Source organism: Deltaproteobacteria bacterium (assembly GCA_016178705.1).
In the GTDB taxonomy this organism is placed as follows: domain Bacteria; phylum Desulfobacterota; class Binatia; order HRBIN30; family JACQVA1; genus JACOST01.
This window is the reverse complement of the sequence record JACOST010000030.1, coordinates 117,020-132,208: the sequence shown is the minus strand read 5'-3', so window position 1 is coordinate 132,208 and position 15,189 is coordinate 117,020. Positions and strand designations below refer to the sequence as shown.

The 15,189-nt window shown below is 63.6% G+C and carries 10 protein-coding genes; 4 read left to right on the top strand and 6 right to left on the bottom strand.

Annotated features, from left to right (window positions below; all coding sequences use genetic code 11):
* Positions 1-9: 9 nt before the first annotated feature.
* The 5 genes from thiL to grpE all read right to left on the bottom strand — a co-directional run bounded on the left by thiL (position 10) and on the right by grpE (position 6,452).
* On the bottom strand, positions 10-1,002 hold the full coding sequence (thiL, locus tag HYR72_21575) for a thiamine-phosphate kinase (GenBank protein MBI1817575.1): 993 nt from the start codon (positions 1,000-1,002) through the stop codon (positions 10-12).
* The gene (locus tag HYR72_21570; GenBank protein ID MBI1817574.1) at positions 1,002-2,657 is read right to left on the bottom strand and encodes a tetratricopeptide repeat protein; all 1,656 of its coding nucleotides are present in this window, start codon (positions 2,655-2,657) and stop codon (positions 1,002-1,004) included. Before HYR72_21570 ends, thiL begins: the two co-directional genes overlap by 1 nt.
* Before the next feature lie 14 nt (positions 2,658-2,671).
* Positions 2,672-3,787: a molecular chaperone DnaJ gene (gene dnaJ, locus HYR72_21565; GenBank protein ID MBI1817573.1), complete on the bottom strand. Its 1,116-nt coding sequence runs from the start codon at positions 3,785-3,787 to the stop codon at positions 2,672-2,674.
* Positions 3,788-3,875: 88 nt separating this feature from the next.
* Positions 3,876-5,807 carry a molecular chaperone DnaK gene (gene dnaK, locus HYR72_21560; GenBank protein ID MBI1817572.1) on the bottom strand — a complete coding sequence of 644 codons (1,932 nt, stop codon included), beginning with the start codon at positions 5,805-5,807 and terminating at the stop codon, positions 3,876-3,878.
* Between the two features lie 54 nt (positions 5,808-5,861).
* The gene (gene grpE / locus HYR72_21555; GenBank protein ID MBI1817571.1) at positions 5,862-6,452 is read right to left on the bottom strand and encodes a nucleotide exchange factor GrpE; all 591 of its coding nucleotides are present in this window, start codon (positions 6,450-6,452) and stop codon (positions 5,862-5,864) included.
* A 115-nt stretch (positions 6,453-6,567) separates the two neighbouring features.
* Here grpE and recO point away from each other — a divergent pair, with 115 nt between their 5' ends.
* Positions 6,568-7,332 carry a DNA repair protein RecO gene (gene recO, locus HYR72_21550; protein ID MBI1817570.1) on the top strand — a complete coding sequence of 255 codons (765 nt, stop codon included), beginning with the start codon at positions 6,568-6,570 and terminating at the stop codon, positions 7,330-7,332.
* Positions 7,333-7,414: 82 nt separating this feature from the next.
* Positions 7,415-8,215, top strand: coding sequence for a 4Fe-4S dicluster domain-containing protein (locus tag HYR72_21545; GenBank protein MBI1817569.1), 801 nt, complete (start codon positions 7,415-7,417; stop codon positions 8,213-8,215).
* A gap of 44 nt (positions 8,216-8,259) precedes the next feature.
* On the opposite strand, the gene HYR72_21540 is transcribed toward HYR72_21545, so the two are convergent.
* Positions 8,260-8,694, bottom strand: coding sequence for a DUF192 domain-containing protein (locus HYR72_21540; protein MBI1817568.1), 435 nt, complete (start codon positions 8,692-8,694; stop codon positions 8,260-8,262).
* A gap of 134 nt (positions 8,695-8,828) precedes the next feature.
* On the opposite strand from HYR72_21540, the gene HYR72_21535 reads away from it, so the two are divergent.
* Entirely contained in the window at positions 8,829-10,865 is a 2,037-nt protein-coding gene (locus tag HYR72_21535; GenBank protein ID MBI1817567.1) for a (Fe-S)-binding protein, read from the top strand.
* A gap of 619 nt (positions 10,866-11,484) precedes the next feature.
* On the top strand, positions 11,485-15,162 hold the full coding sequence (locus HYR72_21530; GenBank protein ID MBI1817566.1) for a DUF11 domain-containing protein: 3,678 nt from the start codon (positions 11,485-11,487) through the stop codon (positions 15,160-15,162).
* Positions 15,163-15,189: the final 27 nt, after the last annotated feature.

Below are 15,189 nucleotides of genomic sequence, written 5' to 3'. Positions count from 1 at the left end.
CCGCCCGAGTCACGACTCACGATTCACGAAATGATCCCATCCACCGCCAGCCGCAACGCGAACTTCGCGGCCGGCGCCGATCAGTTGAATCCCAGCGCGTTTGGGTACGCAACGGCCGATGCGGGTGATGCGGCACCCCAAGCGTTTGGCGATGCGTTGCAGTGCCGGCACACGACGATGGGGGACCGCACACAGCAACTCGTAATCGTCGCCTCCGCGCAGCGCAAGCGCGAGCGCATCGGCGGCCGGCAGTCGGCGCAGCGCCGGCGAGTACGGCAATGCGTCGACTTCGATGACCGCGCCGACGCCACTGGCTGCGGCGAGATGCCCGAGGTCCTGCAGCAGGCCATCGCTGATGTCGATCAGGGCGGTGGCGACCTTGTGTTCGGCGAGTAGTCGCCCGGCGGCGAGCCGCGGCTGCGGCTCACGATAGCGTTGCACGGCGGGGCCGCGCCGCACGCCGCGTTCGAGCTGCCGCACTCCGAGCGCGGCATCGCCGACGGTTCCGGTGACCCAGAGCTCGTCGCCATCGCGCGCCCCACTGCGGGTGAGATAATTTGGGCCGCACTCGCCGAGCAACGTGATCGAGATGAACAGTTCCTTCGCTCGCGTGATGTTGCCGCCGACGATCGCCACGCTAGTCGCCCGTGCGGCCGACTTGATGCCATCGTGAACGGCGAACAGGTTAGCGGCGGGATAGCTCGCCGGCACGCCGACGCTGATGACGCAGAACGTCGGTCGTCCGCCCATCGCGGCGATGTCGCTGAGGTTCACCAGCAAGCTGCGCCGCCCGAGTTGCCGCAGGCTGAGCCATTCGGACTTGAAGTGAACGCCTTCCACCAACGCATCGGTAGTGATGAGCAGGCGGCGATTGCCGCAGCGGACGACCGCGCAGTCGTCGCCGGCGCCGACCAGCACCTCACGGTTGCGCCCAAGCGTCGGTAGCAACCGATCGAGAAAACCGAACTCGCCGAGTGTGGCCAGCGTCTGCGTGCGGGCCATCAGGGAGCGACCTCTTGCAGCTTGCCGCCGGCGATGCGCACCACGAACAGATCGCGCTTGATGCCATCGTCGGTGAGTTCGATATCGCCGGTCGCGCCGATAACGCGGCGACTGTGGTGCAAAGCGTCGGCGACGGCGTCGCGCGTTGCTGCGGCTTGTTGCACAACCTCACGCAGCATCTCACGCACCACGGCGCCGGCGTCGTACGCGAGCGCCGCTAGCACGTCGGGCGCGCTGCCATAGGCTTGGTGGAACGCGTCGACGAAGTTGTGCGTGGCCGGCCGCGCGCTGTCGGCAAAAAAACCGGTCACGAAGATCGCGCCGTCGAGCGCCGCACCGACGTGGCTCAACGCGGCGGGATCGTTCCAGTCGTTCGCTCCCATCAGACCAACACCCGGCAACGCCTCGCGCAGAGTTGCGCCGACGATCACTGCCGCCTCGGCGGTGTCGGGCACGAAGACGGCGTCGAGGGCGTTCTGCTCGTGGCGCTCGCGCGCGCGCACTAGCTGCGCCGAGATCTCGCGGCGCTTCGGGTCGTACGTGTCGGCCCAGGTCACACGCCCGCCAGCGCGCTCAAACGCGTTGCGGAACTTGTCGGTGAACGCGTGGCCGTAGCCGTCATCCGGCGCGAGGACACCCACGTGCAACCACTTCTGCCGACGGGCTTCGCGCGCGAGCACATCGGCCTGCTGGCTTCGGGTCATCATCGTCGGAAACACGTAACGGCCCGCGAGTCCCTCGCGTTGCGCGAGCAGCAGGAGCGGCAGGTGCGCGTCTTCGGCGAGCGGCGCAATCACGGCAGCCGCTTCACTGCGCAGCGGGCCGATAACGGCGATGACGTCGCTGCGACCGGCCACTTCGGTGAACGCTGTGCGAGCTGTATCGGAGTCGGCGCCGGTGTCCTGCACGACCAACTGATCGCGCGCGATACCGAGTCCGAGTTGGATTCCTTGCAGCGCCCGCTCGCCGAAAGCGCGCGACGGACCGCTGAGCGGCAACAACGCGGCGATGTGTTGCGAGCCGAGGCCGCTGTCGGCAGCGGCGGTGGCGTCACTGCTTGGCGTGGGGGGAGGCGCCGTCGCCGCGAGCGCTGCGGGCGTGCGGTCGAGCCAGGCTCGAATGGGAGCGTCGCGGATGATTTCTTTGGCGTGTACGCGCTCCTCTTCGCTCATCGTGTCGATCACCCGATCGCAGCGAGCGCGGATCGCGGGCCGATCGGCATTGCTGGCGAGACGCCACGATTCCGCCCAGGCTTGCAAAGCGCTCACGGTGTTGCCGAGCGCGAGGTGAACATCGCCACGCAAGGTTGAGACTTGCGGCCAATTGTCTTTCGGAAAGCGAGCGGCGAGTTCGTTCAGCGTGGCGAGCGCCGCGCGATACTCCTTCAGTCGGTACTGGCTGAGCGCGATCTTGTACCAGGCGCGCGGCAGGTAGTCATCGTCGGTGGGGTGTTGCAGGAAGGCTCGGTACGCTTCGATGGCGCGCTCGTAGTCGGCGCGTTGAAACGCGTTCTCCGCGCGGGAGAACACACTAGGCGGCGCCGGTGGCGGCGCGGGCTCGGTGGCGCACGCAACGAAGAGCAGCGCGCACAGCAGCAAAAGCGGGCGGGTCGGCGGTCCGTGCTGGCGGCGGATCATGTCTCGCGCTGCGCCCATGCTGCTCCGCACGGTTAGTCGAAGATCTCCTTGACCTTGTCGAGGAACCCCTTGGTCATCGGCTGCACTTCCTCGCCGCTGAGCTTGGCGAACTCTTCGAGCAGCTCGCGCTGGCGGGCGTTGAGTTTGCGCGGGGTCTCGATGTTGACGCGCACGAGTTCGTCGCCGCGGCCGTAGCCGCGCACGTCGGGCACGCCCTTGCCTTTGAGACGAAAGATGCTGCCCGATTGCGTGCCCGGCGCCAGCTTCATCTTGACCTTGCCTTCGAGGGTGGGCGCCTCGATCTCGGCGCCGAGGGCGGCTTGCACAAAACTGATCGGCACTTCGCAGACGATTTCATTCTCGTGGCGGGTGAACAGCGCGTGCTCGCCGACGGTGAGCACGACGTAGAGATCGCCCGCCGGTCCGCCATTGCCACCGGCCTCGCCTTCGCCGCGCAGCTTGAGTCGCGAGCCGTTGTCGACGCCGGGGGGAATTTTGACGCTGAGCGTTTGGGTCGTGCGCGCGACGCCGGAGCCGCCGCAGCGGCGGCAGGGATCTTTGATGATCGAGCCTTGCCCGTTGCACTGCCCGCAGGTCTTGGCGATGGTGAAGAAGCCTTGTTGAAAGCGCACCTGCCCGCTGCCGCGACACGCGGGGCAGCTAGTGCGGGCGCTGCCGTCCTTGGTGCCTTGCCCGTGACAGGTTTCGCAGGCGACCAGACGCGGCACGGTGATGGTTTTCTCGGCTCCGAAGACGGCTTCCTCGAACGCGATTTCCAAGTTGTAGCGCAGATCTTCGCCGCGGCGTGAGCGCGAACGGCCGCGCCCGCGGCTGTTGCCGAAGAAGTCGCCGAACAAATCGCCGAAGATGTCCTCGAAACCGGCGGCGCTGAAGTCGAAGCCGCCGGCCCCCATGCCTTGCTCGAAGGCGGCATGGCCGAAGCGATCGTATTGCGCGCGGCGCTCGCCGTCGCTGAGCACCTGATAGGCTTCCGACGCTTCCTTGAAGCGGTCTTCGGCGGCCTTGTCGCCCGGATTGCGGTCGGGGTGATGTTTGAGCGCGAGTTTGCGGTACGCCTTCTTCATCTCGTCGTCGGTCGCGCTACGGCTGACGCCGAGCACCTCGTAGTAGTCGCGCTTGTTGGCCACTGGTCCTCAGTTCAACTCGTTCGCTCAGAATACAAAAGCCCCCCCTCGCAGTCGAGGGAGGGCTTTGTACTCTGTATGTGTCGGTCGGCTACTTCACCTCTTCGAAATCGGCGTCGACGACGTCGTCCTTCTTGCCGCTCGGTTGCTGCGGGCCGCCTGCCTCGGTGGCGCCGCCAGCGCTCGCCCCGTCGCCGCCGGCGTCGTGGTTATGCGCTGCCTTGGCGTACATGGCCTCGGCGAGCTTGTGCGACGCCGTGCTCAGTTGCTCGGCTGCCGCCTTCATCGCGTCGGCCTCCTGGCCTTCGAGCGTCTTCTTGGCATGTTCGAGCGCCTGCTCGATGGCGGTCTTCGTCGCCGCATCGACTTCGCCGCCGTGATCCTTGAGCGACTTCTCGGTCGCATACACGAGGCTGTCGAGCTGATTGCGCGCCTCCGCGGTCTCACGCCGCTTGTGATCCTCGGCGGCGTGCTCCTCGGCATCGCGCACCATTTGTTTGATCTCGCTCTCGTTGAGTCCGCTCGAGGCGGTGATGCGGATCGATTGTTCCTTGTTGGTGCCGAGATCCTTGGCGTTGACGTGAACGATGCCGTTGGCGTCGATGTCGAAACTCACCTCGACCTGTGGCACCCCGCGCGGTGCCGGGGGAATGCCGACGAGGTCGAACTGGCCGAGCAGCTTGTTATTGGCGGCCATCTCGCGCTCGCCTTGGAACACCCGGATGGTCACCGCGCTCTGATTGTCGGCCGCAGTGGAGAACACTTGGCTCTTCTTGGTCGGGATGGTGGTGTTCTTCTCGATCAGCTTGGTGAACACACCACCGAGGGTTTCGATGCCGAGCGACAGCGGCGTCACGTCGAGCAGCAGAACGTCCTTCACCTCACCCTTGAGCACACCGGCTTGAATTGCAGCGCCGATGGCGACCACTTCGTCGGGATTGACACCGCGGTGCGGCTCCTTGCCAAAAAGTTTCTTGACGTGCGCCTGCACCGCCGGCATGCGGGTCATACCGCCGACGAGAACGACTTCGTCGATCTGGCTGGCGCTGAGCCCAGCATCGCGCATCGCGGTGACGCATGGTCCATCGAGCTTATCGAGTAGATCGACGCACAACGCTTCGAGCTTGGAGCGGGTGAGCTTGATGTTGAGGTGCTTCGGCCCGCTCTGATCGGCGGTGACGAACGGCAGGTTGATGTCGGTTTCCATCGAGGTCGACAGTTCGCACTTGGCCTTCTCGGCGGCTTCCTTGAGGCGTTGCAGCGCCATGCGATCTTTGCGCAGGTCGATGCCCTGATCTTTTTTGAATTCGTCGGCGAGGTAATCGATGATGCGCTGATCGAAGTCCTCACCGCCGAGGAACGTGTCGCCGTTGGTCGACTTGACCTCGAACACGCCTTCGCCCAGCTCGAGGATCGAAATGTCGAAGGTGCCGCCGCCGAGATCGAAGACGGCGATCTTCTCGTCCTTCTTCTTATCAAGCCCGTAGGCGAGCGAGGCAGCAGTCGGCTCGTTGATGATACGCAAGACGTTCAAGCCGGCGATGCGGCCGGCATCCTTGGTGGCTTGCCGTTGGCTGTCGTTGAAGTAGGCCGGCACGGTGATGACCGCCTCGGTGACCTTCTCGCCGAGATAGTCCTCGGCGGTTTGCTTCATCTTCTGGAGCACGAAGGCGGAGACTTCCGCGGGGCTGTACTTCTTGCCGCGGATGTCGACCCACGCGTCGCCGCCGCTGTCGGCATTGACGATCTTGTAGGGCGAGATCTTGGTTGCCTTCTGGACATCGCGGTCGTCGAACCGCCGACCGATGAGCCGCTTGACGGCGGAGATGGTGTTGTCGGGGTTCGTAATCGCTTGGCGGCGAGCAATCTGGCCGACCAGGCGCTCGCCGGCGTCGGTGAAGGCGACCACGGACGGCGTGGTGCGGCCACCTTCGGAGTTGGCGATGACGACCGGGTCGCCACCTTCCATCACGGCGACGCATGAATTTGTCGTACCGAGGTCGATTCCGATTACTTTCGACATGGTGAGGCCTCTCTTTCGTGGCCGGCCGATGTGAATCGGCTGGATGTGCGGGAGTTAACCATCGTTCTCCTCGTCCGCAACTGCGTTTGTGGGCTTGTCGGGGCGTGCCGATACGGTCACCTGCGCCGGCCGCAGCAGCCGGTCGTGCAGCAAGTACCCTGGTTGATACTGATCCACGACGCGATTGGGTTCCTCGTCGGCACGCTCGACCCGCGCCAGGGCTTCGTGGCGATTGGGATCGAAGCGCTCGCCGCGAGCGTCGATGCGGGCGACCCCGTGCTTCTCGAGTATGTCGAGGAGGCTGCGCAACACGAGACCAACCCCTTCGACCAGCGGTTGACCGTTACCGCCACTTTGCGCGTGAGTGACCGCGCGTTCGAGGTTGTCGACCACCGGCAGGAGGTCGCGAATCAGCGGTTCTTGGGCAAAGCGGAGTGTTTCGGCGCGCTCCCGTTGCGTCCGCTTCTTGAAATTGTCGAGGTCGGCAACCGCGCGCAGGAAGCGATCGTAGTTGTCCTTGGCTTCGGTCTCCTTCGCCGCCAACGCCGTTACGAGGCGATCAACTTCCGTGGCTTCCGTTTGAACCGGATTGGCGGGGTCGAGGTCCGTAGGTGCGGGGGACTTCGAGGTATCGTCCGAACTCATGCGCCTCCTAGGGATCGTGTCGCGAGCAGCCGGTTGGGCTGGCGATGCGGCGCGCGGAAGCTAATGACGGTCCCCCGCCTTGTCAAGGTAACCGGCCGGTGCTTAGGTGCAGTGCATGCGGCCAACGCAGGCCGATCTGGCGATCATTCTGCGCGCGCGCGCGTATCGTGAGAGCGACAAGATCGTCACCTTCCTCACGCGTGAGTTTGGCAAGCTCAGCGGCATTGCGATGGGCGCGAAAAACTCGCGCCGGCGCTTTGCCAACTGCCTCGATCCGTTGACGCGCGTGCGCGTCTATTTTCGTTCGCCGCCGCGCGGGGCTCTCATGTTCTTGGAAAGTTGCGACCTGCTCGGGGCGCCGACGGCCTTCAGCGACCCGATGAAGCTGGCCTATGGCAGCTATCTCGTCGAGCTGACCGATCAACTGACCGCCGAGGCCCACGCGGTGCCCGAACTCTACGACCTGCTCGATACCGGGCTTGCCGAGTTGGAGCGTGGCGCGGCCACGGCGGCGTTCTTGCGGACCTTCGAACTGCATCTGCTGCACTTGGCCGGCTACGAGCCGCATTTCGAAACATGTTTCCAGTGCCGACGACCACTCGGCGACCAATCCCGTGTGTACTTCGATCCAATGCATGGCAACCTGATTTGCGACGCCTGTCCATCGCGCGATCCGTCGTGGCTAGCGCTCAGCGGCGAGACGATCGCGCGTCTGGAAGCCCTCAAGCAGACGCCGCTCGCCCAAGCGCGCGCGCAGCTCCTCGCACCCACCGCGGCCAACGAGGCGGCGCAATTGCTCGGCCGCTTGCTGGCGCTGCACTTGGCTCGCCCGCTGAAGTCAGTCGGATTGATCGTCAATCTGACGGCCCAGCGCGAATGACGATCACAACACAAGAGTGGTTGCCGCTGCCAGTGGCCGATGGTAGCTTGCCGCGCGATTCGAGATCCGATCCGGAGGCAGCATGGCGACCGTTATCACCAGCGAGTGCATCAACTGTGGGGCGTGCGAGCCCGAGTGTCCGAACACGGCGATCTACCAGGGTGGCGTCGAGTGGGAGCTTGACGGCGTGAAGCATCCCGGCATTGCCGCGGATATTTTCTACATCGTTCCCGAGAAGTGTACCGAGTGCGTTGGCTTCCACGATCACGAAGCGTGCGCGGCGGTGTGTCCGGTTGATTGCTGCATTCCCGATCCGAAGATTCCGGAGATCGAGGCGGTCCTGCTTGAGCGTGCCAAAGCGCTGCACCCGGAGCAGACGTTCGGTGCCGACTTCCCGTCGCGGTTTAAGAAGGAAGGTGCGACCAACGGCGGTGAGCCCACGCCCGCCCCGGCTTCTGCGCCCGTACCGGCCGCTGCCACCAAGCCCGCTCCCGCGGCCCCGGTCGCGAGCCCGGAGACCTCCGTGTTCGTGCCCGAGATTGGCGAATGGGAGGTACCGATCCAGTGCCACCATTGCCACGGCGCGTTCGCGGTCGAGTTCCGCCACTTCCGCGCCGGCGTGGTGTTCAACTGCCCCTTCTGCAACGGTTCGTACGTGATCACCAGCACGATGCACAATCACATTCACCATCGGCTGCACGACTTTCACAGCCAGTGGCGGAATGCGTTCGAGACGTTTCAAGCGAAGCGGCAACAGGAGCTGGCGGTGTTCGAGGAAGAACAGAAACGCGCGCTGGAGGAGTTCAACCGCTCACTACAGTCAGACAGCTTGGAGCTGAAACCTCCGGGCGCCGCGCGCAAGCGCGCGTGGATTTTCGGCTGATGCGGATTGGCTAGCAGCTACCATCCGCAATCTGCACTCCGCGTTCAACTTGCGCCTTCTGGGATGTCGATAAACTCCACCATCGCGCCGGTACTAACGTGGTGCTGTGCGGCGAAGCCGCCGTTGACTTCGAGCACGTAGCGCGCGGGCGTATCCGGACCGACGGGTTCGGTCGACATTGGCCGCGCGTTCTCGACGATGCCGACGATCCGGCGCTCGCGATCGATGAACAGCATGTCGAGCGGCATGAGCGTGTTCTTCATCCAGAAGTGCTGCACGCCGTCGGCCGGAAAGATGAACAGCATGCCGGCGTCGGCGGTGAGTTCGCGGCGGTACATCAGACCCTGGGCGCGCGCGCTGGGTGTGCTGACGACTTCAACGCGCACTGTCGCGTTGTCGGCCGCGAGAATGACCACGGTCGGGCCGCGCGTGCAGGCGCCGAGCGCAAGCGCCGCCACGAGCAGCGTGGCGCCAGCGATCCGATTGCAGCCATGGGGGCTACGCATAAGTCACTATACTCGCGCGATTAGCACACCGAACCGCCTTGCAAACGCGGAACGATTCTCCTAGGAGTCGTCCAGTTTCCGGTACGGTGGTGCTCCCGGAGGGTGCGATGAATACGCTGATGTTTACGCTCGTGCTGGCGGCGTTCCTGGGCTACTTCGCCCGCACCATTTATGGCCGCGTGATGGTGCTCACCAAGGCCGCCCCGGCCGCGATGCTCGACCGTATTCCGGAACGCATCCAAGCCGTGCTGGTGTATGTTTTCGGTCAGAAGAAGTTCGTCACCGGCGAGCAACCCGCCGGCTGGATGCACTTCTTCATCTTCTGGGGCTTCACCATCCTCGGCGTGCAAGTCATCCAGATGTTCGCCCGCGGCTTCGTTGCCGATTTCTATCTGCCGCTGATGTCGCCCGCACTGCTGGGCGGCCCGTACATGCTTTTGAAAGATCTCATGCAGCTGGTGGTGCTGTTCTGGATCGGCGTGGCGCTCTATCGCTGGGCCATCTCTCATCCCGCCCGCCTCTACGGATACGCGCCGTCGGAAAATCGACTGCGCGGCCACTCGCACTGGGAAGCGTTTCTGATCCTTTCCCTCATCGGCCTGATCATGATCACCGGCTACCTATACGATGGTGGTCGGCTGGTCTACCTGGCCGGACAGCCGATGACGGAGAAGGAGCGCTTCTGGCAACCGATCAGTCGCCTCGTCGCCGTGCTGCTGGCGCCGCTCGGCAACTCGGGCGCCAAATTCGCCAGCGACCTCGGCTGGTGGGGACACAACCTGATCATTCTCAGCTTCCTCAACTTGCTGCCGCTCGCCAAACACTTTCATGTCCTCACCTCGTTTTTCAACGTGTTCTTCAAGAAGTTGGAACCGACCGGAGCGCTGTCGAAACAGGATCTCGAGAATGCCACCACCTTCGGCACCTCGTACATCAACCAATTCACCTGGAAGCAGATCCTCGACATGTACTCGTGCACGGAGTGCGGTCGCTGTTCGTCGCAGTGCCCGGCCACGTACAGCGGCAAGGAGCTGGCGCCGCGGCAACTGATGCTCAACCTGCGCGATTATCTCTACGAGCATCAAGACGAGGTCCTCAAAGCGCAAGCCAACGGCGATGGCGGGCTCACCATCGGCGTGAATGTGGTCGGCGAGAATCTCATTCACGATCAAGTACTGTGGGACTGCACGACGTGCCGCGCCTGCGAAGAGGCGTGTCCAGTGTTGATCGAGTACGTCGACAAGATCGTCGATATGCGCCGGCACCTGGTGCAGGAAGAGTCGCGCTTTCCACCCGAACTCGCCCGCACGTTCAAAGGTCTGGAGACGCAAAGCAACCCGTGGGGGATCGATGCCGGCACGCGCGGCGATTGGGCCAACGGCCTCGATATTCCGCTGCTCGCCGACAAGCCCGATGCCGAATACCTCTACTATGTCGGCTGCGCCGGCTCGTTCGACGATCGCAACAAGAAGACCACCATCGCGCTCAGCAAGATCCTCAAGCAAGCGGGTGTCGACTTCGCGATCCTCGGCGGCGAGGAACCGTGCAACGGTGAGACCGCGCGCCGCATCGGCAACGAGTATCTATTCCAGAGCATGGCGCAGATGGCGGTCGAGACGCTCAACGGCCACCAGGTGAAGAAGATCCTCACTAACTGTCCACATTGCTTCAACACGTTGAAGAACGAGTACCCGCAGTTCGGCGGCAATTTCCAAGTCGTGCACGCCACTGAGTTCGTCAAGCAACTGATCGCCGACGGCAAGATCGAGTTCACCGTCAACGGTAGGCAAGCGGTCACCTATCACGACTCCTGCTACCTCGGCCGCTACAACGACATCTTCGAAGCCCCGCGCGACATCCTCGGGACGATTCCCGGCCTTGAGCTGCGCGAGATGGCGCGCAACCGTCGCACCGGCATGTGTTGCGGCGCGGGTGGCGGCAAGATGTGGTTCGAGGAAGACCCCGACAAGCGCGTCAACACTCGCCGCGTCGAGCAAGCGTTAGAGACCAATCCCGATGTGGTCGCTGTCGCCTGCCCCTACTGCATGACTATGGTCGACGACGGCATCAAAGGGAAAGGCGTGGAAGAAAAAGTCCGCGCCCTCGATGTGATGGAGTTGGTCGCGAATTCGATGAAGTCGTGAGCGTCGAGCGGCGACGGACTAAGTTCGAGGACAGCCAGGATCATGAGTAGCGCATAGTGGGTGAGGTGATCCGAATCCACGTTTCGCAAGGCAAGAAGCACAGGCCTCGCATCCCATCCGCAAACGACTTGTTCCACGGAGCCGACCGGGCGAGACAAAACTTGTCTCGCGCATCGTGCAGATTTTGGATCACATTGGATCATCAGATGACGCGCGAATTCAGAGTGACCGCCCGCTGGGTTCCATTCGAAAACGGTGCTTCCGACGGGCTTCGCGCGCGCAAGCCACGAAAGTTCCGGCGACAACAAATGTCGATCCGCGGCAGCCTATTGCCTAGTGCCTGGCCATGTTGCGTGCGGAGTGTCTGCGCAAACGACGGCATGTGGCTTGCTGACCATTCTCGATCGAGGCCTCCTGAATCGTTAGCACCATGCATAGCTTTCCGCAAAGAAGATACCGCTCGACAGAGGGCCCGCGTCCCGCGGCCCGAGTACTGTTTGATGATGGATGCTTCCAGGGCCACGCCGAGGGTTCTCGTGATTTCGCAGTCTCGCGAAGAATCCCTCATATCGTGCGCGCACTGTGCTTGGGCGCCGTGCTTGCCGTAGCAACAGTTTCCTTGAGCCCGCGTATTGCCGCCGCCAGCGCGGTGCTGACGATCAGTACCATGCCGCCGCCAGCGGCCAGTCCACCGACACTCCCAGCGCCATTGACTTGGAACGTAATCGGACTCGACAGTAACGATGTTACAGCCGGCCCGAACTTCTATCCGGTTGGGGGGCGCGTCTGCAACACGGGCGACGCCACGGCAACAAACGTAGTCAGCGGTTTCGTCTGGGACACCGCCAATGCAAACGTCAATCTCTCCGGCGCGACCAGCATCACGCACTCATCGCTTGCCGCCGGGGCCTGCACGGACTTCTACTTCAACGTCGTCATCACCCGCACCAGCGCGGCGTACAACACGACCAGGCGGTTCCACATCACCGCGACGGCAGACGGGCTCGGGACGGTTAGCACGATCACTCCGCGCGAGTTGTACGTGGAGAAGTTCGTCTCTCAGAATCGCAACTCATCGGTGAGCATCACTGGTCCCGCCACCGTAACCGTCGGAGACACGGTACAGTACATCGCCACGGCCAGCACCGCGACGAATGGGTACGAGCAATTGCAGGCTTTCGTTAACTTCCCGAACATCATTTTCCGGATTCTATCGGCTTCGGTGACGTACACCGCTCCGTCCGGAGCAACGGGCGACAAAGTCTACGGCGACGCGTGCGGATGGAACAACGATCCGACGAGCGCCAGCTACCGGAGCTGCGGCGGCACCGGGAAGCTTGGCGGCACCGTCGTCACGACGTACACGGTCGAGATACTCTCGTCCGGCAGCGCAACCGTTACGCTCAGCATCGTCGATTTCTCCGGCTCGAGTTATCACTACAACTCCGACTACGGCACCGTGATTGAGACGATCACCGCCGTCGATCGGACCGCAACCTTCACCCCGACGCGGACGCCTACCCTCACCCCCACCGCCACACCAACATCGACGCCGACCCGGACACCTACGGCGACACCGACCAGTACCCCGACAGCAACACCAACGCAGACCCCAACGGCGACACCTACCGCGACGCCAACTCACACCTCGACGGCCACACCGACAGCGACACCCACACAAACCGCGACGGCCACACCCACATCGACGCCGACCAGTACGCCGACGCGGACACCCACGGCGACTCCAACCAGTACGCCCACGCAGACACCCACCAATACCCCGACGGCCACGCCTACGCAGACCACCACCACCACACCGACATCAACACCGACGGCCACACCGACCAGTACACCCACGCGAACGCCTACGGCGACGCCGACCAGTACCCCGACGGCCACGCCAACGCAGACCGCCACCAGCACACCGACATCGACGCCGACCAGTACGCCAACCCAGACGCCAACGGCGACACCTACCGCGACGCCAACTCACACGGCGACGGCCACGCCGACAGCGACACCCACACAAACCGCGACGGCCACACCGACATCGACGCCAACTAGTACGCCTACTCAGACCCCTACGGTGACCCCAACCGATACCGCGACGGCTACGCCTACGCAGACTGCCACCGACACACCGACGTCGACACCGACGGCGACGCCGACCAGCACGCCGACGCGGACACCCACGGCGACGCCGACCAGTACCTCAACGGCTACGCCCACGCAGACTGCCACCAGTACGCCGACATCGACAGCAACTGCCACGCCGACCAGTACGCCGACGCGAACGCCCACGGCGACGCAGACCAGTACCGCGACATCCACACCCACACAGACCGCCACCAGCACGCCGACAGCGACGCCGACCAGTACGCCTACGGAGACACCGACCAATACCCCGACCCCGGTCATCGACTTGATGGTGGATATTTCTGACAGCCCGGATCCTGTGCCGGCCGGACAAGACCTCGTCTACACCATCGTTGTCACCAACAACGGTCCAGACGCCGCCACAGGTGTGATCATGACGCAGGCGCTGCCCCCGGGGGTAACGTTCGTATCCGCCACACCTGACCAGGGAAGCTGCGCTCAATCCAACGGCACCGTCACGTGCGACCTGGCCGGGCTAGCAACCGGCGCAACCACTACGATTACAGTGGTCGTCACCACAACAGGGCCGGGCACCCTTACCACGACGGCGTCGGTTGGCGGCAATGAGTTCGATTCTGATCTGGGTAACAACACCGATGCGGAAGCCTCGTTCGTGCCTGGGGCAACCTTCACTCCGACCCGAACCGCTGGGGGAACCAGCACGCCCACGCCGACCCCGACACCGGTTGATGCGCAGTGCCGGCCACTGATCCGCAAAGTGCACGCAGGCATCGCCAATCCGGGCGGACTGATTACCTACACACTGCTCTGGTCGAACCCGTGCGACACGGTTCTCCACAACGTAGTTGTCAGCGACAAACTCCCCGACGGCTTAGTGCTGGTTGCCGCGGCCGCCGACTCAAGCGCAGTCACCATCTCGATCTTAAGCAACACGGTGACGTTCGCGGTCGCCACCCTCGTCAAGGGTCCGGCAAACACCGCAACCATCTCGGCACAGATCGACGCGAGTGTGGCGCCAACCACGCTGCTGATCAACACCGCTAGCCTGCGGAGCGACGAGTTTCCGACCCCCTCCGTAGTCGATGATCCACTGCGCGTACGTGGCGGCGTCGTTGACCCGCACAAACTCTCGTGCGCCCTCAACGCACAACAACTCACCAGGCCCGAGCGCGAGATCACGTTTGTCGCGCGCTACCAGAGGGGTTCGGCGCTCAACACGATCACACTATCGATCCCGATTAGCGACCTCGAGGTGTTGAAGGTCCAGCCGCCCGCGACTAGCGTGATCGGCGGTCTCTTCACCTGGACGAATCTGAACAACACATCCGGTCTGGTGAAGGTGAAGACGCGCGTCACCCCAGTGGTTCCCGATGGTGCGCAGCTCAACGCCACGGCCACGGTGAACGATGGCCTTGGCAGTCTGGTGTATTGCGACAATCAGTCCGTCGTTGATCGTGGCGACCGCTTGTTCGTCAAGTTGCGCGGCCAGGCAAAGGCCGCCCCAGGTCGCTTGGTGACGTATTCGATCCAATACCGTGACGCTATCGGCAACAACGAAATGACCCTCTCTCTACCGGCCGATTCGAACGTACTGAGCATCATTCCTCCTGCCACCAGTCAACAAGCGGGAGTCCTCACGTGGATCAACCTGCCGGTGCCGGCCGGCCCGGTGAAGGTAAAGACACAGGTGTCGGCTCAGGCTGTGGCGGGATCCGTTTTGTCGGCGAGCACCACCATGAGTGATTCGACCGGTAACGTGGCGCGCGCAACCACCGAGACTCAGGTCGGCGCCGCTGCGAGTTCAAGCGGCGGTACCAAACCTGGTGCCGGTGACTTGAGTGTCGGTATCGATGGGCCCGGTCATGTGATACCCGACTCCCGCTTGTCGTACACGCTTACCGCAACCGTACTCGGCAATGCGGTGGCATCGGACATCGTGCTGCGCAACGATCTGCCGGCCGGCTTGACCTACCGCTCGGCAATCCCCGCGCCGACGAGCGCGCTCAACGGCATGCTCACCTGGAGCCTAGGAGAGATCCAAGGACCGGCCATTGAGCGGATCAAAGTCATCGTTGACGTCGCCGCTTCGGCGGGCGGCTCGACGGTCGTGAACAAAGCGACCCTGGTGGATGGACAAGGGCACAGCGCTAGCTCGACCCAGCCAGTGAGCGTTCGCTAAGGAATCGCAACATCCCTACGGCGCCGG